The following is a 19,827-nucleotide window of genomic DNA, read 5'->3' as shown; positions in this document are numbered from 1 at the left end:
TGCAAGCCTATTGCGTGGACCGGCCGGTCACGAGTGGGAGGGTCATGCCCGTGGCTGTGAGGTGGTTCACGCTGCCGAGATCAACCGACTGAGCTCGGTCAGCCAGGGGATCGCCACGGCCAAAGTCGGCACGACCAGAATTGCCGCGGCCGCGGCGTAGGCGGCGGTCGCGAGCAGTCGGGTGGGACGCTCGTCGCGCAGACGGTGGATGCGTGCCAGCGTCGTCGGGCCGCCTACGGCCATTGCGCCCCGTGGTGCGACCGCATCCGCGCACGCGACCAGGGCACGTCCGAGTGTCGTCGGAGCCGTCGCGCGTACCGCCTGGTCATCGGCCAGGGATTCCACGAGCAACTCGACGGCGCCGAGCGCCGACTTGCTGCGCACCACTCGGGGGAAGGCTTCGTGCAGCGCGATGAAGGCCTCGAGGACCAGGTCGTGGCGCGCGCGCAGGTGCGCACGTTCGTGTGCCAGGACGGCGATCAGCTCTTCACGCGACAGTCGGGCGACGACGCCCTCACTGACGACGACCCGCTGACGCAGACCGGGCAGGCAGTAGGCGAGGGGTTGTTCGACGTCGATCATGCGCACGTCGCGCCCGAACAGCGGATGTGAGGTGTCGCTGCGGTCGCAGCGGTCCAGGATGTCGATGAGCTGACGGTGGGTGTGGCGTCGCGCCCGGGTGCGGACTCCGACACGGATCACCGTGTACATCAGGCGGGCACCGATCATCAGGGTCAGGGCGAACACGCCGACGAGGGTGAGCCACAGGGGGAGGCCGAGTCGTTCGATCTCATGCAGCGGGTTGGTGGTCGGCGCACCGTCTGGGCCCGGCGCCAACAGATTCGCCGCGATGGCCAGCCCGCAGCTGAATGCCGAGAGCACCCCGGCCAGCGCGATCGCCTGCCACAGGGTCATCGCCGCGCGGGGGGCCTTGACCGGCCAGGAGGCCCGCGACATGGCTTCGGCAGCGGGGCCGACCAACACCAAGGTCAGGATGCCGAAGAAGAGCGCGGTCATCGATACGTCCTCGCGTGGGCTGTGGGCGGTGGGCTGTACTGCGGCGAATCTAACCCGTTTCGCCCGTACCGCGGGCGGATTCGAGTTCATCGAGCGCCAACCGTAGGGCTGCTGCCTCGTCGGCGCCGACCCGGCCGACGAAGGACACCAGTGCGGCGTGTCGCGAACCGGGCGCATCCGCCTCGCTGAGGGCGTCGACCATCAGGCTGGCGACAAGGTCCTCCCGGGGATGGGTGGGGACATACTTGTGTGCGCGATCGTCCCGGATCTGTGTGACCAGGTTCTTCTTCGCGAGTCGCTGCAGCACGGTCATCACCGTCGTGTACGCCAGCGAGCGATCTCGCGACAGCGTCTCGTGCACCTGTCGGACCGTCTGGGGCTCCGAGCTCTCCCACAGGGTGTCCATGACTGCTCGTTCGAGGTCGCCCAGCCCGTTCATTCTTCGCATTTTACTTCCGCTTCTCTTGCTCGTGCAGACCGGTCATCGGCCGGTCGCGAACACGTCACCCATCAGTTTCCGCTGCACCCTTGACAACATTGGTAAGGCTACCCTACATTTGAGTCACGTCGGACCGAGCGAGAGTCCTGAGGGCTGCAGAGACCCCCGGTCCACGCCGCGGTAGGCCCCACGATGTAACGCATCGTGGGGCCTACCGGTTCCCGGACCCATATGTCGAACGACGAAGTCGGTGACCTCGCCGCACCCATCGCAGCGGCTCGTGCCAGTCTCATGGAATGAGTGTGGACAACGAGCAGTCGATCAAAGACACCTTCGGACGCGGGTTCGATGCCGCATTGGGATTGCGCCTGACAGACGTGACCGCGGATCTGGTGGCCGGCTCGGTGGAGATGTCGGAGCAGCACCATCAGCCCTTCGGCATCGTGCACGGCGGTGTCTACTGCGCGCTCGCCGAGGGCACGGCCTCCATCGGCGGGTTCACCTGGCTGCAGTCCAGCGGCATCGGAGGCACTGCGGTGGGGGTCAACAACAACACCGACTTCCTCAGATCCATCAGCACGGGCGCGGTATCCGTGGAGGCCACGCCGGTTCACAGGGGCCGGCGGCAGCAACTGTGGCGGGTCACCATGACCGACGGCGACGGCCGTTTGGTGGCCACCTCGCAGGTCCGGCTGCAGAACATCGAGCTGCCCGAGGGAGTGACCGTTCCGGGCGTCACCCCCGGCGCATGACCGGGCGTGGCTTGCCCGATGAGGCGCGGTCACACATCGACGACCTCCTGGCCGCGGTGGACGCCGATCTGGCCGCCGGGTATCCGGGCGACCGGCCGCAACCGCAGCCCGCGCACACCGTGTATGTCAGCGCCGCCGATGTCGACATCGACACCCCGCGGGCATGGGGTGAGCGCGCGACGATGGTGGCCGACGAGGTCGGTGAACTGCTGGTGGAGCTCGCCGGTGATGCCACTGTGGTCGACCTCGCCCGGCAGCGACTGCGCAGCGAGCCGGTCGAGGACCTACGGATCGATCTCGAGGACGGGTACGGCTGGCGCGCGGACGCGGCCGAGGACGCGGATGCACGTCGGGCCGGCGAGATACTCGCCGATTGGACGCGTTCCGGTCCGGGAGCGCCCCGCAGTGCCGGAGTGCGGGCCAAGGGCCTCGGCGCGCACGAGCGGGCACGGGGGCTGCGCACCCTCGAACTCGTTCTCGACGGCGCCGGCGGTGTTCCGGACGGCTTCGTGTTCACCGTGCCCAAATTGCGTGACGCGCGCCAGGTGGATGCAGTGAACGCGCTCTGCGCGGCGTTGGAACGTGTGCACGGACTGGCGGAGTACTCATTGCGTTACGAGCTCCAGGTGGAGATCCCGCAGGCCGTGGTGGGTGCCGACGGACGCGCAACCGTTGCCGAAGCGATCCACCGCGGTATGCCGAGGCTGTCCGCGTTGCACTACGGCACTTACGATTACAGTGCGGCCGCAGGAATCGTCTCGGCGCAGCAGTCGTTGGCCCACCCCGTCGCCGACCATGCGAAAGCCGTCATGCAGGCGGCCGCCGCGCAGACCGGGGTGTGGATCAGCGATGGTTCCACCCAGGTCGTCCCGGTGGGCACACCGGACACGGTGGCGGCCGCGGTCCGACGCCATCACGGTCTGGTGCTGCGGTCGTTGGAACGCGGCTTCTATCAAGGATGGGACATGCATCCGGGACACCTGGTCACTCGCTGGACGGCGGTGATCGGGTTCTTCCGGTCGGCGATGCCCACCGCGGCCCGTCGGCTACAGGCCTATTTCGATCGCACCGCCTCCGACGTCGTCGACGAACCGGCCACCGCGATGTCGCTGGCATCGGTCCTGCAGCGCGGGCTCGCGGCCAAGGCGTTCACCATCGATGAGGTCGAGCAGATCGCGCCACTGTGCACCACCGAACGGCTGGCCGCGCTGCGCGCCGGTGGCGGGGGACTGCCGGCCTGACCGGCTGTCCGGCCGGCGATACGCGCCCGCGTCCCGCCGGCGGGATCGACCGCGTCGAGCGCGCTCACCGCGCCGGTATGGTTCTGGTCATGGCAGGATGATCCCTACGCAACGCCGGGTGTTGGGCGTGCGCCGTCGCCGGATGGGTGTGGTCGCAATGATCGGATCCGTGTCGCTAGGAGAGGAACTGGTGCGTCTGTCGCCGCATGAGCAGGAACGTTTGCTCATTTCCTATGCCGCGGAGCTGGCTCGGCGCCGACAGGCGCGTGGGTTGCTGCTCAACCACCCCGAGGCAGTCGCGGTGATCACCGATCATGTCCTCGAGGGCGCCCGGGACGGCCGGACGGTCGCCGAGCTGATGTCATCGGGCCGCGAGGTCCTGGCCCGCGCCGACGTCATGGCCGGTGTACCCGAGATGCTGCACGACGTGCAGGTGGAGGCCACCTTCCCGGACGGCACGAAGCTTGTCACCGTGCACAATCCGATCGATTGACCGCGAGAGGCCGATATGTCGCGAACGCAGTCGTCGGTGGTTCCCGGCGAGATCCTGCCCGCCGAAGGCACCATCGAGCTGAACGAGGGTGCCGACGCCATCATGCTGAGCGTGATCAACACCGGTGATCGTCCGGTCCAGGTGGGCAGTCATGTCCACTTCCCACAGGCCAACGCCGCGTTGGATTTCGATCGGTCGGCCGCCCATGGCCATCGCCTCGACATCCCGGCGGGCACCGCGGTCCGATTCGAGCCGGGGATCGAGATGACGGTGACACTCGTCGCCCTCGGCGGCACCCGCGAGGTCTACGGCATCTCGCTCGACGCACCGGGAAGGCTTGACTGATGGCGACGCTCGGACGAGATCGTTACGCGCAGCTCTTCGGCCCCACCGTCGGTGACCGGATTCGCCTCGCCGACACCGACCTGCTGCTCGAGGTCACCGAAGACCGGTGCGGCGGACCGGGTCTGGCCGGTGATGAAGCGGTGTTCGGGGGTGGCAAGGTCATCCGGGAGTCGATGGGCCAGAGCCGTGCCACCCGCGCCGACGGCGCGCCGGACACGGTGATCACCGGCGCGGTGGTCCTCGACTATTGGGGAATCATCAAGGCGGACGTCGGAATCCGAGACGGGCGAATCACCGCGCTGGGCAAGGCCGGAAATCCGGACACCATGCACGGTGTGCACCCGGACCTGGTGATCGGGCCGTCCACCGAGATCATCGCGGGCAACGGCAAGATCCTCACCGCAGGGGGGATCGACTGCCACGTCCACTTCATCTGTCCGCAGATCATGGACGAGGCGCTGGGCAACGGGATCACCACTCTGATCGGCGGTGGCACCGGGCCCGCCGAGGGCAGCAAGGCCACCACCGTCACGCCGGGCGCGTGGCACCTGGCGTCGATCCTGGGTGCCACCGACCATTGGCCGATGAACATCGCGTTGCTGGGTAAGGGAAACACGGTGTCCGCAGAATCCATGCACGAGCAGATCCGTGCGGGCGCATCCGGCTTCAAGCTTCACGAGGACTGGGGGAGTACGCCGGCGGCGATCGACGCGTGCCTGCGTGTCGCCGACGAGACCGGGGTGCAGGTGGCGCTGCACTCCGACACACTCAACGAAGCCGGCTTCGTTGAGCAGACCATCGGCGCCATCGCCGGCCGATCCATTCATGCGTATCACACCGAGGGTGCCGGCGGCGGGCACGCGCCCGACATCATGACGGTGGCATCGCACCCCAACGTGCTGCCGAGTTCGACGAACCCGACGCGTCCGCACACGGTCAACACACTCGACGAACACCTCGACATGTTGATGGTCTGTCATCACCTCAATCCGACTGTGCCCGAGGATCTAGCGTTCGCGGAGAGCCGGATTCGACCGTCGACCATCGCCGCGGAGGATCTCCTGCACGACCTCGGCGCCATCTCGATGATCGGCTCGGATTCGCAGGCCATGGGACGGATCGGCGAGGTGGTGCTGCGGACCTGGCAAACCGCTCACGTCATGAAGACCAAACGCGGCGCATTGCCCGGTGACGGTGCGGCCGACAACAACCGGGCACGGCGCTACATCGCCAAGTACACGATCTGCCCGGCGGTCGCACACGGCTTCGACCGCGAGATCGGTTCCGTCGAAACCGGGAAACTCGCCGACCTCGTGCTCTGGGATCCGGCGTTCTTCGGCGTACGGCCGGATCTGGTGATCAAGGGCGGCGCCATCGCCTGGGCGGCGATGGGAGACGCCAACGCGAGTATTCCCACACCGCAACCGGTGTTGCCGCGTCCGATGTTCGGCGCAGCACCGCGGGCAGCGGCGGCGACGTCGGTGAGTTTCGTCGCGCAGGGCGGGCTCGACGCCGGGATCGAGGAAGCCCTCGGGCTCGACCGTCGGTTGGTGGCGGTGAGCGACACCCGCCGAATCGGCAAGGCCGACATGATCAACAACGCGGAGACCCCGGAGATCGCCATCGAACCCGACACCTTCACGGTGCGGGTGGACGGCGAGGTCTGGGACAGCGAACCGGTGACCGAACTGCCGATGGCGCAGCGGTACTTCCTGTTCTGAGTCCGATGCCGAACAATCTCATGCCGAACAGCCCGATGCCGAACCCCGAGACCCGCTCGCAGCTGTCGATGATGCTCACACTCGCCGACTCGCGACTGCCGATCGGTGGACACGTGCACTCCGGCGGTGTCGAACAGGCCATCGCCGATCGGGTCGTCGTCGACGCGACAACCCTGGCGGAGTTCCTTCGGCGTCGAGTCGCCACCAGTGGGCTCGTGGCCGCGTCGATCGCCGCCGCCGTGGCCGACGGAACAATCGATGTCCCGACCGCGCAACGGGAGACCGATGCGCGCACACCGTCGGCGGCCGGCCGCCGTGCCTCGCTGGCCCAGGGCAGGGGTATGCGTCGACTCGCCGGCCGCCTGTGGCCGCAGCATGACTGGAGTGACCACACGCCGCGCACGCACCTGCCGGTCATCTCGGGAGCGGTCGGCCGCATCAGTGAATTGTCCGGCTTCCACACCGCGTTGATCCTCGTCTACACGACGATGAGCGGAGCGGCGACGGCCGGCCAACGGCTGCTCGCGCTCGACCCGGCAGATGTCGCGGTGGTGATTGCCGATCTCGGGTCGGAATGCGAGCGGGTAGCCGCCGCGGCCGCCGTCGAACTAGCCGATCTCTCCGACCCGATGCTCGACGTGTTCGCCGAACGTCACGAGCGCCGCGACATGCCCTTGTTCGTGTCCTGACCGGACACCACACCGATCCGCAGCCGACCCACGAGAGGACGACATGCCCCCGCATCTCATCGATGGACAGCCACACGGCCACGACCACTCCCGACCGCGCCGTCACCGCGAACCGGGTGAGGCGTTGCGCATCGGGATCGGTGGCCCGGTCGGCTCGGGCAAGACCGCGCTCGTCGCCGCCTTGTGCCGTCAACTCCGCGACGAACTCTCGGTGGCTGTGCTGACCAACGACATCTACACCACCGAGGACGCCGACTTTCTGCGCCGCAACGCGGTTCTGCCCGACGAGCGCATCACCGCAGTGCAGACCGGCGGATGCCCACACACCGCCATCCGCGACGACATCACCGCCAATCTCGACGCGATCGACGATCTCGTCGCGAGTAATCCGCCGCTGGACCTGATCCTGGTCGAGTCCGGCGGTGACAACCTCACCGCCACCTTCTCCACGGGCCTGATCGATGCCCAGATCTTCGTGATCGACGTGGCCGGGGGCGACAAGGTTCCGCGCAAAGGTGGCCCCGGCGTGACGTATTCGGATCTGCTGGTCATCAACAAGACCGATCTGGCGCAGCAGGTGCATGCCGATCTCGAGGTGATGCGCACCGACGCCGAACGCGTGCGGGAGGGGCGTCCGACGGCGATGATCTCGCTGACCGATGATCCCGCGGCCACCGATGTGTTGGCCTGGGTCCGTCGTCAGTTGGCCGAGGTCGCGGTGACCGGCTGACCGTGCGCACCCAGATCGAGATCGTGGCCGTTCGTGGCCGCTCGCCGCGCGTCGCCGCGGTCGGTGGTCTCGCAGCACGGCAGACCGGCGTGGAGACCGTCCACCTGATCAGTACCGCCGCGACACCGCTCGGGGGTGACACGATCGATGTTCGCGTGGTGGTCGAGGCAGGCGCCTCGCTGCACCTCACAACAGTCGCCGCGACGCTGGCGCTGCCCGCACGCAACCGGCCCGACTCGGTGATGACATGGGACATCGAGGTGGGCGCGGGCGGTCGGCTGCACCTCGACCCGCAACCGACCGTCGTGGCCGGTGGTGCCGACCACCGCACCTCGACCGCGATCGTTGCCGACCCGTCGGCCACCGTCATCGTCGCCGAACACGCTCAACTCGGACGATCCGTGGAACGTGCCGAGGACGTCGAGCGTGCGCGGTGGCAGGGTGCGCTGCGGATGGATGTCGGCGACGGCCCGCTGCTGCGGCATCGGCTCGGATTGGGTGATCCGGCCGGCAGCGGGCATCGGGCGGTCAGCAGCGTGTTGCGGTATCCGGATGCGCGCGAGGCGGCGGTCTCCGAGGTGGCCTACGCGACGCGCCTCGAACTGGCCGCGCCCGATCAGGGCTCGCCGGCAACCCTCACCACGGCGCTGGGTTCGTCGGCGCAGCACACGCGGTCGCTGGCCGACGACCTCGATCTGGCGGCCCTGGCCGCCAGGTGAGGCCTGCTCGCTCGGTCAGCCGGCCTCGGCCCGCGCCTGCGTGTCCGACGATTGCGACTCCGGCGCCGACGGCTCGGGCTCGTCGGATCCACTTGCCTCCGATTGCGACGATGGGACCGACTCGGTCCCGGGCGCCCGCGTCGAGGGAATCGCCCCGGTTGCCTCGACGACTGCTTCGTCCTCGGACTTGCCCTCGAGCGCCGACAACGCACCCAGTGCGGTCCGCGCGTAGACCTGTTGTTCGGTGACCGCGAGCTGGGTACGGCCACGGGTGCTGAAGGCGAAGAACCAGTTGATCAGCGTGTTGAGTCGATTGCGGAAGCCCACCAGGTAGACCAGGTGCAAGGCCAGCCAGCCCAGCCAGGCGAAGTATCCCTCGGTCTCGAATTTCTTCTTCGTGCCGGGCACCGGCACCTGCATCACCGCGCTGAACCGCGAGATCGTGGCCATCGACCCCTTGTCGTAATAGCTGAACGGCTTGCGTTGCTCCTGTGTCTGTCCGTGCAGACCGGCCTTGATCGCGTCGGCGGCGTAACGGCCACCCTGAATCGCGCCCTGCGCCACTCCGGGCACCCCGTCGACCGCCATCATGTCGCCGACCACGAACACATACGGGTTGTCGGGAATGGTGAGGTCGGGCAGCACCTTGACCCGTCCGGCGCGGTCGAGCTCAACGCCCGACTGCTCGGCGAGCTGCTGTCCGAGCGGACTGGCCTGCACGCCGGCCGACCACACCTTGCACTGCGACTCGATGCGTCGCGTGCTGCCGTCCTTCTCCTTGACGACCAGGCCGTCGTAGTCGACGTCGACGACCATCGCGTTGAGCTGTATCTCCACGCCCATCTTGGTGAGGCGTTCGGCCGCCTTGCGACCGAGCTTCTCACCGAACGGTGGGAGCACGGCGGGTGCGGCGTCGAGCAGGATCACGCGGGCTTCGGTCGGGTCGATGTTGCGGAAGGTGCCCTTGAGGGTCTTGTCGCTCATCTCGGCGATCTGACCTGCGAGCTCGACACCGGTCGGTCCGGCGCCCACCACCACGAAGGTGAGCAATTTGGCGCGCTCTTCGGGGTCGTCGGACAACTCGGCCTGCTCGAAGGCACCCAGGATGCGGCCACGCAGTTCGAGGGCGTGGTCGATGGTCTTCATACCCGGTGCGTACTCGGCGAAATGATCGTTACCGAAGTAGGACTGATCGGCGCCTGCCGCGATGATCAGGCTGTCATACGGAGTGACGGTGATGCGTTCGAGCAGCCTCGACGTCACCTTCTTTCCGTCGAGGTCGATGTCGAAGACATCACCGAGCAAGACGGTGACGTTTTTCTGTTTCCGCATGACGACGCGGGTGGCCGGGGCGATCTCGCCCTCGGCGATGATTCCGGTCGCCACCTGGTAGAGCATCGGTTGGAACAGATGGTGGGTGGTCTTGGCGATCAGGGTGACGTCGACGTCTGCCTTGCCCAGACGCTGGGCTGCGAAGAGACCACCGAATCCGGAACCGACGATGACGACATGCGGACGCGTGGTGGTCGGAGTGGGGCTGCTCATCTGAGGAACATCTCCTGTCGGTGGGCTGTTGGGCTGCTGCCGCGCACCACTAACGGTAGTCAATCATCGCCGAAAGATCCGGACGAGGACCCCCGCGATCCGTCCCGCTGCCGGAACTGTCCGATTGTCACCGGTCCGGCGTCAGGCGGTCAGGTCGCCGAACGCGTGGCGGCCCGGCTCTGTGACCAGGCGCTGCGATCGCCCGATCGGCGTCCGAGCGTGACACCAGCTCATCGTGGTGGTCTCCCAATGATTGTGCAGCAGTTCGTATTCCACCTCGCCGGAACCGGAACCGAACAGGATGTCCTCATCGCAGAGGTGGATAGCCGACAGTCGCATGCCGATCTTCTCCATGACGCGCCGGGACGCGATGTTGGCAGCCATTGTGCTGGCGAACACCCGTTCGGTGCCCAGTTCGCGGAACGCCATGTCCAGCAGTGCGTGGGCCGCCTCGGTGGCCAGCCCGCGACCCCACACCTCGCGGGCCAGGCGATAGCTGAGTTCCACCTCGGGGTGGTGACTGTGCCGAGGTGTCCGCAACGCGAACCAGCCGCGGAAGTGCCCGGCGTCGCGGTCCAGCGCGGTCCACATCCCGGTCCGGTGGGCTCGACGCTCGGCCTCGGCGCGGGGCAGCACCCAGCCTTCGATGACCTCCTGAGGGGTCGGCGCACCCCCGCTAACATAACGCATGACCTCGGGATCGCCGTCGAGACGTACCAGGGCATCGACGTCGGACCCGCTGACCGGCCGAAGCCGGAGTCGCGCGGTCTCCAGAATCACGATCTCCCCCTCGCCGAAGTGCTCTGCGGTGAGTGTACGGTTCTCTTTCCGCGAGATGCGGTCATCGCCACCCGTGTGTCGATCCGGAAACGGTGGTCGTCGTTTCGTCGGATCGCAGTCCGTCGGGGGCAGCGGCTAGGGTTCTCGAACGTGGCCGACGAACATCTCGACCTGTCGATCCAGCTGCGTTGGGGCGACATGGACATCAACAATCACATCAACAACGTGCAGTTCGCGCGGATCTTCGAGGAAGCGCGAGTGCGGTCGTTCGCCCGGTGGCTTCCGCACCGGCCCGCCGGCTTCTCCCTGTTGGTGGCACGCCAGGAGATCGTCTTCTCCGCCGTCCTCGACTACTCGGTGGAACCGGTCACGGTCCGCTCCTGCGTCAGTCGGGTCGGCACCACGTCCTTCAACCTCTCGCTGACATTGATCGATCGGGCCGGCATCACCTGTGCCGTCGCCGAGACGACCATGGTGTCGGTGGACCCGCGCACCGGGCGGCCGACACCGCCGCCGGATGAGGTGCGCGAGGTGCTCGAGGCCCATTACGTGGCCGACGCCGGCCTGCCGGTGCGGTGACGGGCCACGGCACGAGCAGCACATCGAACGACGCGGAGAACGAGTCGCGCGACGTCAGCCGACGACGCACAGGAGGCGCCAGCACATGTTCCATCTCCATCGGGCGGAACGGACCGATGCTCTGGCCGATGCACTGGCACACCTGCTGCTGACGCCGCTGCCCGATCCGATGACCACCGAAATCGTCTCGGTGCCCGCGCCGGGCGTGGAACGTTGGCTACAACAGCGGCTGGCTACCCGGCTGGGCACGACGCGTGGGCACGACGGCGTGGCCGCCAACCTGGACTTCACCTCGCCCGCACGCCTGACCGATCGCGTGTTGGAGTGCGCCGAGCGTCGTGCCGACGGTGCGGACGCCACCGGTGTATCGGCAGGCCGCCGCTGGTGGCCCGGTGCGATGACCTGGCCGGTGTTGCGGGTGTTGGACGAATTGATCGACGATCCACGCCTGGCCGTGCTGGCGCGTCATGTTGGCGCCGGCGCCGGGGCAGACGATCACCGGCGCGGTCGCCGCTATGCCACCGCCCGCCAGATCGCCGAGCTCTTCGACTCCTACGGCCGTCAGCGACCGGCGATGCTTGCCGCGTGGGCCGATGGCTCCGACACCGATGGCGCAGGCGCCCCCGTACCCGACGACCTGGCCTGGCAGCCGGACTTCTGGCGCGCGGTCCGACGTGAGATCGGTCATCCGCACCCGGCAGAAGAACTCGCCGAGCGTTGCGCGGTCGTGCGCGAGAACCCGCACGCGATCGACCTTCCCGAGCGGCTGTCGGTGTTCGGCCCGACCCGTGTCACCGAATCACTGCTCGACGTGCTGTCGGCGGTGTCGGCGCACCGTGAGGTGCACCTGTTCGTGCCGCATCCGAGTCCGGCGCTGTGGGAGACCCTGGCCGCGGCCGCGCCCACCGGTGCGCGGCGGCGGGCCGACAATCCACCGCCCCGACTCGCGCATCCGCTGCTCGCCGGACTCTCCCGCGACGTCCAGGAGTTGCAGCGCAGAGTGGCGCCGGTGGTCGACCGCGACCACCATCACCCCCCGACGGCTGCCGCGCCGCAGAATTCCGTGCTGGCCGCACTGCAGGCAGGTCTGCGCGCCGACGAACCGAGCGCGTCCGTGCGCGATGCCGACACTTCCGTAGAGGTACACGCGTGCCATGGCGCGGAACGACAGGTCGAGGTGTTGCGCGACCGGTTGCTGCACCTGTTCGCCGCCGACGCCGGCCTGCAGCCGCGCGACGTCTTGATCATGTGTCCCGACGTGGAGGCCTTCGCGCCGTTGGTGCGTGGTGCATTCGGTCAGCCGGGGCTCGGGCATCCGGCTTTCGACCTGCGGGTACGCCTGGCCGATCGGGGCCTGCGGCACACCAACAGCGTGCTCGACGTGGTCGCGGCAGTTGTCGAACTCGCGGCCGGGCGGGTCACCGCCGGTGCCGTACTGGACCTGCTCGGCCGAGAGCCCGTGCGCATGCGCTTCGACCTCACCGACGACGATCTCGAGGTGATCCGGGAATGGTTGGTGGGCAGCAATATCCGCTGGGCGATCGACGATTCGCAGCGGGGGCGGTTCGGGCTCAAGGGCTTCCGACAGGGCACCTTCGAGACCGGGATCGACCGGATTCTGCTCGGCGCGGTCGCGGAGGAGGCCGACAATGAATGGCTCGACACCGCGCTACCGCTCGGTGGCGTCGAGAGCACCGAGATCGACCTGGCCGGACGGTTCGCCGAATTCGTGGACAGATTGTCGACCACACTCGGCGCGCTGAGCGGTACCCAGCCGGCGAACGCATGGACACAGATCCTCGCCGACGCGATCGATGCACTCGTCCTCACCGATGTCGACTCCGAATGGCAACGGGCGCAGGCTCTCCGCTCGATCGCAGGAGTGTTCGAAGAGGGCGAGGTCGCCGCGGGCGGACCGGACGGGGGAGAGGTGGAGCTCCGGTTGGGGGACATCCGCGACCTGATCGCCGGGCTCGTGTCGGCCGCGCCCACCCGGGCCAACTTCCGCACCGGCGAGTTGACCGTGTGTTCCATGGTGCCGATGCGATCGGTACCGCACCGGGTGATCGTGCTCCTCGGGGTCGATGGGGACGCCTTCCCGCGCGCGCTGCGCCACGATGGTGATGACATTGCGGCACGGGCGCCACTGGTGGGCGAACGCAATCCACGCGACGAGGACCGTCAGTTGTTCCTCGATGCGATCTGCGCGGCCGAGGAGCATCTGCTGGTGCTCTACAGCGGCGCAGACCCCGTCTCGGGACAGCGAATTCCACCTGCCGTGGTCGTCAGCGAACTCGTCGACGCGGTGTCGGCGATCACCCGAACGCCTGACAGTTGCGTTCGTCGCCACACCCTGCACGCCTTCGACGCCGACAATTTCGTGCCCGGTGCGATCGCCGGGGTGGCCGAGCCGTTCTCCTATGACACCGCCCTGCTCGCCGGAGCGCGGGCGTCCGGGACCACGCCGGAGCGGCGTTCGATGATCGCCGACGGCCGCCTGGACCCGCCCGACCCCGACGACATCGAACTCGCGTCGCTGGTCAGCTTCCTGACCAATCCGATCGAGGGTTTCGTCCGGCAGCGACTGGGCGCCCGCATCCCGGATGAGGAACGCCCGCACGCCGATCAACTCGACGTCGCCCTCGCGCCGCTGGACCGCTGGGCAATCGGCGACAGATTCCTGGCGCGGATGCTCGCCGGTACCGATCTCGCCGCCTGCCAGGCCGCCGAACTCCGCCGCGGAACGCTGCCGCCGTATGCATTCGGTACCCGCGAGTTGCGCGACATCTCGACCGACGTGGCTGCGGTCTTCGCGGCGGCCGAGTCCGCTCGAGTCGGCACATCGTCGACGGTCGACCTGGTGGTTCCGTTGCCCGACGGCCGGCGCGTATACGGCACGGTCGGCGACATCCATGCGGGCACGGTGATCACGGCCACCTATTCGAAGCTCCGGGCCAAACAGCGGTTGACCGCGTGGATCCGGCTGCTCGCCGTCGCTGCCGCCCGGCAGGCGGTGGGGCGCGGAGACGACGTTCGCGCCGCAGCCGTCATCGCGCGGCGACCGACCCGTTCGGGTGGGGTTGCCCGGTCTCTGCTCACCGCCCCGGAGCACCCGCTCGACGTACTCTGTTCCCTGATCGGGTTGCGCGACCTCGGGCTGCGCCGCGCGCTGCCGCTCCCACTAGACCCGGCCGCGGAGTTTGCCGATCACCATCGCCGTTCGGGGGGCGCCGACCGTGCCCTGCCGGCGGCCCGCCGCGCGTACGACGGCGACTACGGTGCAGGGCGAGATCGCTACCTGCGGATGGTGTTCGGCGGCGACGTCACCCGGCCGGTGGACTTCGAAGACGTGCTCGCGGCGCCGGTACCATCCGAAGATTCCTGGGATGGACCGCAGTTGCCCGCAGACCCCGGCGACACCCTGTTCGGTGCACTGGCCCGCCTGGTGTGGGACCCGCTGCTCGAACACGAGACCCTGACCTGAGATGACCGGACCCGAGATGACCGACACCGACTACCGCCATGGTCCGGGCCGTGTGCCCGTGGCCTTCGACGTGACCGCGCCTCTGCCTGAGGGGACCACCGTCCTCGAGGCCAGCGCCGGCACCGGTAAGACCTACGCGATTGTGGGTCTCGGCGCCCGGTTGATAGCCGAGGGTGTGCCGATCGACAAGCTGTTGCTGGTCACCTTCAGCCGCGCGGCCACCGCCGAGCTGCGCGAGCGGATGCGAGAGCGCGTGGTGGAACTCATTGCTGCGCTGACAAGTCCGGAGGACGGCCCGGATCACGCGGACCCGCTGGTTGGCTACCTGGCCGACGGCGAGGTCGGCGAGGTGGCCCTTCGTCGGGAACGGCTGGTACGTGCGCTGTCGGATTTCGATGCGTCCACCATCGCGACCACACACACCTTCTGCAACCGCATGCTCGATGCCCTGGGCTTCCTTGGTGAACGAGAGATGATCTACGAGATCGTGGAAGACGTCGATGATCTCGTCGACGAAGCCGCGCTCGATCTCTATCTCCGCGGCTACGCCGGCGCCGACCGCCCCGATTTCTCACTCGGGGACGCGACCGAGATCGCCCGGGACGCGATCCGGCAACCGGCCACCGCGCTCGCACCGTCGGAGACCGACCTCGGCGATGCCGATACCCCCGATGCGATGGTCGCGCACCGCCGGGTGCGGTTTGCCGCACGTATCCGCGAGATCGTCGAAGATCGCAAGCGGACCTCGCGTCTGCGCACCTATGACGACTTGCAGATGATCCTGTTTCGGATCGTGACCGATCCCGTCGTGGGGGCGGCGGCATGCAAACGTATCCGCGCGATGTTCGACGCCGTGCTCGTCGACGAGTTCCAGGACACCGACCCCCAACAGTGGGAGATCGTCCACCGCTGTTTTCACGGCAGCCGGAGACTGGTGCTGGTCGGTGATCCCAAACAGTCCATCTACGGTTTTCGCGGTGCCGAGGTGCTCAGCTATCTGCAGGCGGTACGGTCTGCCGATTCCCTACGCGTCCTCGATGTCAACCGACGCTCCGATGGTGCTCTGGTGGACGCCCTTGCCCGCCTGCACGGTGGCGCCGAACTCGGGCACGGTGACATCGTGGTGCACGAGGTCACTGCGGCTCGATCCGGCAGCCGACTGCACGGGGTGCCACCGGTGCGGTTGCGCGCGCTGCCGCGGCGGGATTTCACCGTGCTCAACCGGAGCGGATTCCCCACCGTCGGCGCGGTCCGCGACAAGGTCATCGCCGACGTCGCGGCCGACATCGCCGGACTGCTGGCATCGAAGACGACGATCGAGGCCGACGGGGCGGTGCGGCCGGTGGAGCCCGGTGACATCGCCATCCTGGTGACGCTCAACAAGACCATCGCACCTCTGCAACAACACCTGCAGGCCCATGGCGTCGCGGCGGTGATCGGATCGGGCACCAGCGTGTTCCACACCGCCGCGGCGCGGCAGTGGCTGGCGGTGATCCGGGCGGTCGAACAGCCGGCGCGTACCGATTTGGTGCGCACGGCAGCGATCGGGACCTTGATCGGTTGGGACGTCGACGCCCTCGCCTGCGATGACGGCGCCGGCATCACCGACCTGGCGATGAGTCTGCAGAGCTTCGGGCACGTCTTCGCCGAGGGCGGATTCGCGGCGATGGCACAGCGCCTGATGAGCCGCATGCGGGTGGCCGAACGTGTGCTCGCCGGGCCCGACGGGGAACGCGAGCTGACGGATCTGATCCAGGTGGCCTCACTGTGCAACGTCGAGGTCATGCACAGTGCGTGCGGGCTCAGTGGGCTGGTCGAGTGGCTCGCCGACCGCATCGCCGACACCACCCGCTGGCAACGTCATCAGGATCAGACGCGGCGACTCGACCGCGACACCCAGGCGGTGCAGATCATGACCGTGCACCGCAGCAAGGGTTTGCAGTTCCCGATCGTCTACGTGCCGTTCGCATGGGATGGGGCGCGCAATGCGAATCGGGCCACCTTCACGTTCCACGATGCGCACGCCGAGCGGGCGCTCGATGTGGGCGGGACCGAGGCGCCGGGCCATCGGCAACGGTGGCAGCGACATGAGAGTGAGGCGGCGGGGGAGGAGCTGCGGCTGCTCTATGTTGCCCTGACCCGAGCGCAATCGCAGGTGGTCGCGTGGTGGGCTCCGGCGTATCACACGCGGAACTCCGCACTGCACCGCCTGTTGTTCGGGCGCACAGCGGGATCGTCGGTAGTGCCCGAGAGCTTCGACGTCCCCGACGACGACACCTGTGCGCGAGTGCTGATGGGTTATCGCCTCGACGGTGCCATCAGCGTGGAGGTGGCCGGCCGCGATGGTGACAGTCGCATCGACCCACCGGTGCCGGCGCCACCGCCAACGGGGCTGTCGGCAGCCCGATTCGACCGGACCATCGACCAGAGCTGGCGTCGCACATCGTATTCCGCCATCGTTGCCGGTGCAGGACATGGCCATCCCGCGGTGCTGGAATCGGGCAGCGAGTCCGATGCGGACCTGATCGCCGACGAACCCGCCGAGCCGGGAGAAGCCGTGCAGATAGCCGGTGGACAACCGACCGGCACCCCGTCGTTGATGAACGGCATGCCCTTCGGTGCGGCCTTCGGCACGCTGGTGCACGAGGTGCTCGAGTATGTCGACACCGACATGCCAGACATGGGCGCGCACGTCGCGGACCTGTGTGGACAGGCGATCGCTGCGCGGATGCTCGACGTCGACGTGGAACGTCTCACCGCAGCATTGGTCGGAGTGTTGACCACGCCACTCGGCTTCGGTGACCTGTGGTCGGTCGGACCACGGGATCGCCTCGCCGAGATGGAGTTCGAGTTCCCGCTGGCCGATGGTTCGGCGACCGGCGCGGCGGTGACGACCGCCGCGATCGCCGACCTGATGGACCGGCATCTCGTCGCCGACGATCCGCTGGCCGGATACAGTGCCCAGCTGCGCGCGCTGCCGCCGCAACGCCTGCGCGGGTTCCTGACCGGCAGCATCGACTCGGTGTTGCGCACTCCTGCCGGCCGCTTCGTGATCGTCGACTACAAGACCAACCGCTTGCGGCCCGGTGAACTCAGCGCCGAGGACTTCGATCGCACGTCGATGGCGGCCGAGATGTCGGCGGCCAACTATCCGCTGCAGGCGTTGCTGTATTCGGTTGCGTTGCACAGATACCTGCGATGGAGGTTGCCCGGATACCAGGCGGGCGAGCACCTCGCCCCGGTGCAATATCACTTCGTGCGGGGGATGGTGGGACCGCGCACGCCGCCCGGTTGCGGCGTGTTCGAGTGGGCGGTGCCTCCTTCCCTCGTCGAGGACCTGTCGGGTTTACTGGCGAAAGGCGACAGATGAGCGCAGCCGAGACCGCCGACCGCCCAGCCGACCCGCGGCCGGCTCGCACGGTGAACGATGCGCGATCGTTCGCCGGAGCCGAGGGCGCGTTGGCGACCCTGTGCCGTTCGGGTGTACTCGACGCGGCAGACCTGCACATCACGCAAAGGCTGGCCCGGTTGTGTGGCGAACCGGTGGGCGAGGTGGCCCAGGTTGGAGCGGCCCTGGCCGTTCGTGCGGTGCGATACGGGTCCACATGTCTGGCCGTGTCACGGGTGGCCGAGATCGTCGGTCCCTGGGCCGAAACGGTGTCGCCGGACCTGCCGGCGCCGGAGGAACTGATCCGCGCGCTGACCGACAGCGCGCTGGTGCGTGGCGCCGGGACCGGGCCACTTCGGCCGCTGGTTCTGGCCTCCTCTGCAGATGGCCCACTGCTTTACCTACGCAAGTACTTTCGCCAGGAGCAGCTGATCCGCGAGGCGCTGATGGCGCGAGAGCAGACACGTCCGGATGTCGATCCGGCTGCGGTCACCGAGGCTGTCGATGACGTGTTCGGGCCTGCCGAGGCCGGATCGGTGGACCTTCAGCGAGTGGCCGCGCAGATGGCTGCGGTGAGCTGGACGCTGGTGGTCGCCGGCGGACCGGGCACCGGCAAGACGTACACGGTCGCGCGGATTCTGTCGGTGCTCGATCGGCTGGGCGGCGGTTCGGTCCGGATCGGGCTGTGCGCGCCCACCGGTCGGGCGGCCGCGCAATTGCAGGCGGCGGTGTCGGCGGACGCCGCGGCCCCGGCGTCGGTGCACGCGGTGACCGTGCACTCACTGCTCGGCTGGCGGCCCGGTTCGACCCCCCGCTATGGACGCGGAAACAAGTTGCCCTACGACGTGGTGGTGGTCGACGAGACGTCGATGCTCTCGATGACGGCGATGAGTCGACTTCTGGATGCGGTACGTCCGGACACGCGGGTGATCCTCGTCGGCGATCCGCATCAGCTCGCCTCGGTCGAGGCCGGTGCGGTACTGGCCGACCTCGTCGACCGGGAAGCCGGTATCGCGCCGCTCCCGCTGCCAGAGGGGATCGGATCGGCGGTGCCGGCCGGCCTCGCCGATCGTGACCGGGTGGAACGCGGCGTGGTGACGCTGCAGCGCGGCCATCGGTTCGGCGGGGGGATCGCAGAGGTTGCCGGGGCCATCAACCGTGGAGATGCCGACGCCGTGGTCGCCCTGGTGACCGACCCGGATCTCACCGAGGTCAGCCTGGTGTCGCCGGACGAGTTGGACGGCGTGCGGGCCGACGTGGCGGCCTGGGGAGCAGCGATGTCGAGTGCAGGCGCGCTGGGCGATGCACCAGCCGCGCTGGACGCCCTCGACGCGCACCGGGTGCTGTGTGCTCACCGCGATGGCAGTTGGGGTGTGCAGGGCTGGTCGCGTCGGGTGGTGGACTGGTTGGCCGAGGGTGACACGGACAGCGGGCACGGCCGATCGCCGGCCATGGGGTCGAGCTCACCCGGCGGCGTCTGGGCGGCGTCGCCGACCGCGCACCCGGGCGAGCCGCTGTTGGTGACGGCCAACGATCGGCAGACCGCGACCTTCAACGGTGACAGCGGTGTGGTGATCCGCTCCGGGAACACCCTGGAGGTGGTCTTCCGGCGCGGCACCGAGATCCGGCGCCTGCATCCGACTCGTCTGGCCGATGTGGTGCCGTTGTATGCCATGACGATTCACCGCAGCCAGGGCAGCCAGTTCGACGGGGTCACCGTGGTGCTACCGCCGGAGGGGTCGGAGCTACTGACCCGAGAACTGCTCTACACCGCCGTGACCCGAGCTCGCAGACACGTCCGGATTGTCGGTTCCGCCGACGTGTTGGCCGCGGCCGTGCGCCGCCGGGTCCAGCGTGCAAGTGGGCTGCGTTCGCCGGTCGCGGTCACGACGCCGTAGGAATCCG

At 68.3% G+C, this 19,827-nt stretch carries 16 protein-coding genes; 12 read left to right on the top strand and 4 right to left on the bottom strand.

Translation table 11 applies throughout. The features are described 5' to 3' along the window. Nucleotides 1–66 precede the first annotated feature (66 nt). Both VX037_RS12775 and VX037_RS12770 read right to left on the bottom strand, forming a co-directional pair. The gene (locus VX037_RS12775) at nt 67–1,017 is read right to left on the bottom strand and encodes a M56 family metallopeptidase (protein WP_235724219.1); all 951 of its coding nucleotides are present in this window, start codon (nt 1,015–1,017) and stop codon (nt 67–69) included. A gap of 49 nt (nt 1,018–1,066) precedes the next feature. Continuing rightward, nucleotides 1,067–1,465 carry a BlaI/MecI/CopY family transcriptional regulator gene (locus VX037_RS12770; protein WP_328714528.1) on the bottom strand — a complete coding sequence of 133 codons (399 nt, stop codon included), beginning with the start codon at nt 1,463–1,465 and terminating at the stop codon, nt 1,067–1,069. A gap of 287 nt (nt 1,466–1,752) precedes the next feature. Between VX037_RS12770 and VX037_RS12765 the strand changes: the two genes are divergently transcribed. The 8 genes from VX037_RS12765 to VX037_RS12730 all read left to right on the top strand — a co-directional run bounded on the left by VX037_RS12765 (nt 1,753) and on the right by VX037_RS12730 (nt 8,146). Then, nucleotides 1,753–2,208 (top strand): PaaI family thioesterase, encoded by a 456-nt coding sequence (locus tag VX037_RS12765; RefSeq protein WP_328714527.1) that lies wholly within the window; start codon nt 1,753–1,755, stop codon nt 2,206–2,208. Further along, complete coding sequence (locus tag VX037_RS12760; protein ID WP_328714526.1) at nt 2,205–3,449, top strand: DUF6986 family protein; 1,245 nt, start codon at nt 2,205–2,207, stop codon at nt 3,447–3,449. Before VX037_RS12765 ends, VX037_RS12760 begins: the two co-directional genes overlap by 4 nt. Nucleotides 3,450–3,639: 190 nt before the next feature. Further along, a complete protein-coding gene (locus tag VX037_RS12755) occupies nt 3,640–3,942 on the top strand; it encodes an urease subunit gamma (protein WP_235724284.1) in 303 nt (100 codons plus the stop codon). Between the two features lie 15 nt (nt 3,943–3,957). Beyond that, nucleotides 3,958–4,287 (top strand): urease subunit beta, encoded by a 330-nt coding sequence (locus tag VX037_RS12750; protein ID WP_328714525.1) that lies wholly within the window; start codon nt 3,958–3,960, stop codon nt 4,285–4,287. Further along, nucleotides 4,287–6,008 carry an urease subunit alpha gene (locus VX037_RS12745; protein ID WP_328714523.1) on the top strand — a complete coding sequence of 574 codons (1,722 nt, stop codon included), beginning with the start codon at nt 4,287–4,289 and terminating at the stop codon, nt 6,006–6,008. Before VX037_RS12750 ends, VX037_RS12745 begins: the two co-directional genes overlap by 1 nt. 5 nt (nt 6,009–6,013) lie before the next feature. Continuing rightward, a complete protein-coding gene (locus VX037_RS12740) occupies nt 6,014–6,697 on the top strand; it encodes an urease accessory protein UreF (protein ID WP_235724213.1) in 684 nt (227 codons plus the stop codon). A gap of 43 nt (nt 6,698–6,740) precedes the next feature. Next, entirely contained in the window at nt 6,741–7,427 is a 687-nt protein-coding gene (ureG, locus tag VX037_RS12735; protein ID WP_235724212.1) for an urease accessory protein UreG, read from the top strand. Between the two features lie 2 nt (nt 7,428–7,429). Beyond that, complete coding sequence (locus tag VX037_RS12730) at nt 7,430–8,146, top strand: urease accessory protein UreD (protein WP_235724211.1); 717 nt, start codon at nt 7,430–7,432, stop codon at nt 8,144–8,146. Nucleotides 8,147–8,161: 15 nt separating this feature from the next. Here VX037_RS12730 and VX037_RS12725 read toward each other — a convergent pair whose 3' ends face one another. Together VX037_RS12725 and VX037_RS12720 are read right to left on the bottom strand one after the other, a co-directional pair. Then, on the bottom strand, nt 8,162–9,691 hold the full coding sequence (locus tag VX037_RS12725; RefSeq protein WP_328714522.1) for an NAD(P)/FAD-dependent oxidoreductase: 1,530 nt from the start codon (nt 9,689–9,691) through the stop codon (nt 8,162–8,164). Between the two features lie 141 nt (nt 9,692–9,832). After that, a complete protein-coding gene (locus VX037_RS12720) occupies nt 9,833–10,471 on the bottom strand; it encodes a GNAT family N-acetyltransferase (protein WP_287017097.1) in 639 nt (212 codons plus the stop codon). Nucleotides 10,472–10,621: 150 nt separating this feature from the next. Between VX037_RS12720 and VX037_RS12715 the strand changes: the two genes are divergently transcribed. The 4 genes from VX037_RS12715 to recD all read left to right on the top strand — a co-directional run bounded on the left by VX037_RS12715 (nt 10,622) and on the right by recD (nt 19,820). Beyond that, the gene (locus VX037_RS12715) at nt 10,622–11,050 is read left to right on the top strand and encodes an acyl-CoA thioesterase (protein WP_328714521.1); all 429 of its coding nucleotides are present in this window, start codon (nt 10,622–10,624) and stop codon (nt 11,048–11,050) included. An 85-nt stretch (nt 11,051–11,135) separates the two neighbouring features. Further along, nucleotides 11,136–14,534 (top strand): exodeoxyribonuclease V subunit gamma, encoded by a 3,399-nt coding sequence (gene recC / locus VX037_RS12710; protein ID WP_328714520.1) that lies wholly within the window; start codon nt 11,136–11,138, stop codon nt 14,532–14,534. A 1-nt stretch (nt 14,535) separates the two neighbouring features. After that, nucleotides 14,536–17,904 carry a UvrD-helicase domain-containing protein gene (locus VX037_RS12705; protein ID WP_442903665.1) on the top strand — a complete coding sequence of 1,123 codons (3,369 nt, stop codon included), beginning with the start codon at nt 14,536–14,538 and terminating at the stop codon, nt 17,902–17,904. Continuing rightward, nucleotides 17,901–19,820 (top strand): exodeoxyribonuclease V subunit alpha, encoded by a 1,920-nt coding sequence (recD, locus tag VX037_RS12700; RefSeq protein ID WP_287017094.1) that lies wholly within the window; start codon nt 17,901–17,903, stop codon nt 19,818–19,820. Before VX037_RS12705 ends, recD begins: the two co-directional genes overlap by 4 nt. Nucleotides 19,821–19,827 lie beyond the last annotated feature (7 nt).

The organism is Gordonia sp. Z-3, from assembly GCF_036233855.1.
In the GTDB taxonomy this organism is placed as follows: domain Bacteria; phylum Actinomycetota; class Actinomycetes; order Mycobacteriales; family Mycobacteriaceae; genus Gordonia; species Gordonia tangerina.
This window is presented reverse-complemented; position numbering and strand designations above follow the sequence as displayed.

Coding starts and splice junctions, on each gene's coding strand:
- recC (WP_328714520.1), top strand. CDS start 11,136: ATGTTCCATCTCCATCGGGCGGAACGGACCGATGCTCTGGCCGATGCA.
- VX037_RS12760 (WP_328714526.1), top strand. CDS start 2,205: ATGACCGGGCGTGGCTTGCCCGATGAGGCGCGGTCACACATCGACGAC.
- VX037_RS12740 (WP_235724213.1), top strand. CDS start 6,014: ATGCCGAACAATCTCATGCCGAACAGCCCGATGCCGAACCCCGAGACC.
- VX037_RS12765 (WP_328714527.1), top strand. CDS start 1,753: ATGAGTGTGGACAACGAGCAGTCGATCAAAGACACCTTCGGACGCGGG.
- VX037_RS12705 (WP_442903665.1), top strand. CDS start 14,536: ATGACCGGACCCGAGATGACCGACACCGACTACCGCCATGGTCCGGGC.
- VX037_RS12770 (WP_328714528.1), bottom strand. CDS start 1,465: ATGCGAAGAATGAACGGGCTGGGCGACCTCGAACGAGCAGTCATGGAC.
- recD (WP_287017094.1), top strand. CDS start 17,901: ATGAGCGCAGCCGAGACCGCCGACCGCCCAGCCGACCCGCGGCCGGCT.
- ureG (WP_235724212.1), top strand. CDS start 6,741: ATGCCCCCGCATCTCATCGATGGACAGCCACACGGCCACGACCACTCC.
- VX037_RS12775 (WP_235724219.1), bottom strand. CDS start 1,017: ATGACCGCGCTCTTCTTCGGCATCCTGACCTTGGTGTTGGTCGGCCCC.
- VX037_RS12725 (WP_328714522.1), bottom strand. CDS start 9,691: ATGAGCAGCCCCACTCCGACCACCACGCGTCCGCATGTCGTCATCGTC.
- VX037_RS12745 (WP_328714523.1), top strand. CDS start 4,287: ATGGCGACGCTCGGACGAGATCGTTACGCGCAGCTCTTCGGCCCCACC.
- VX037_RS12750 (WP_328714525.1), top strand. CDS start 3,958: ATGTCGCGAACGCAGTCGTCGGTGGTTCCCGGCGAGATCCTGCCCGCC.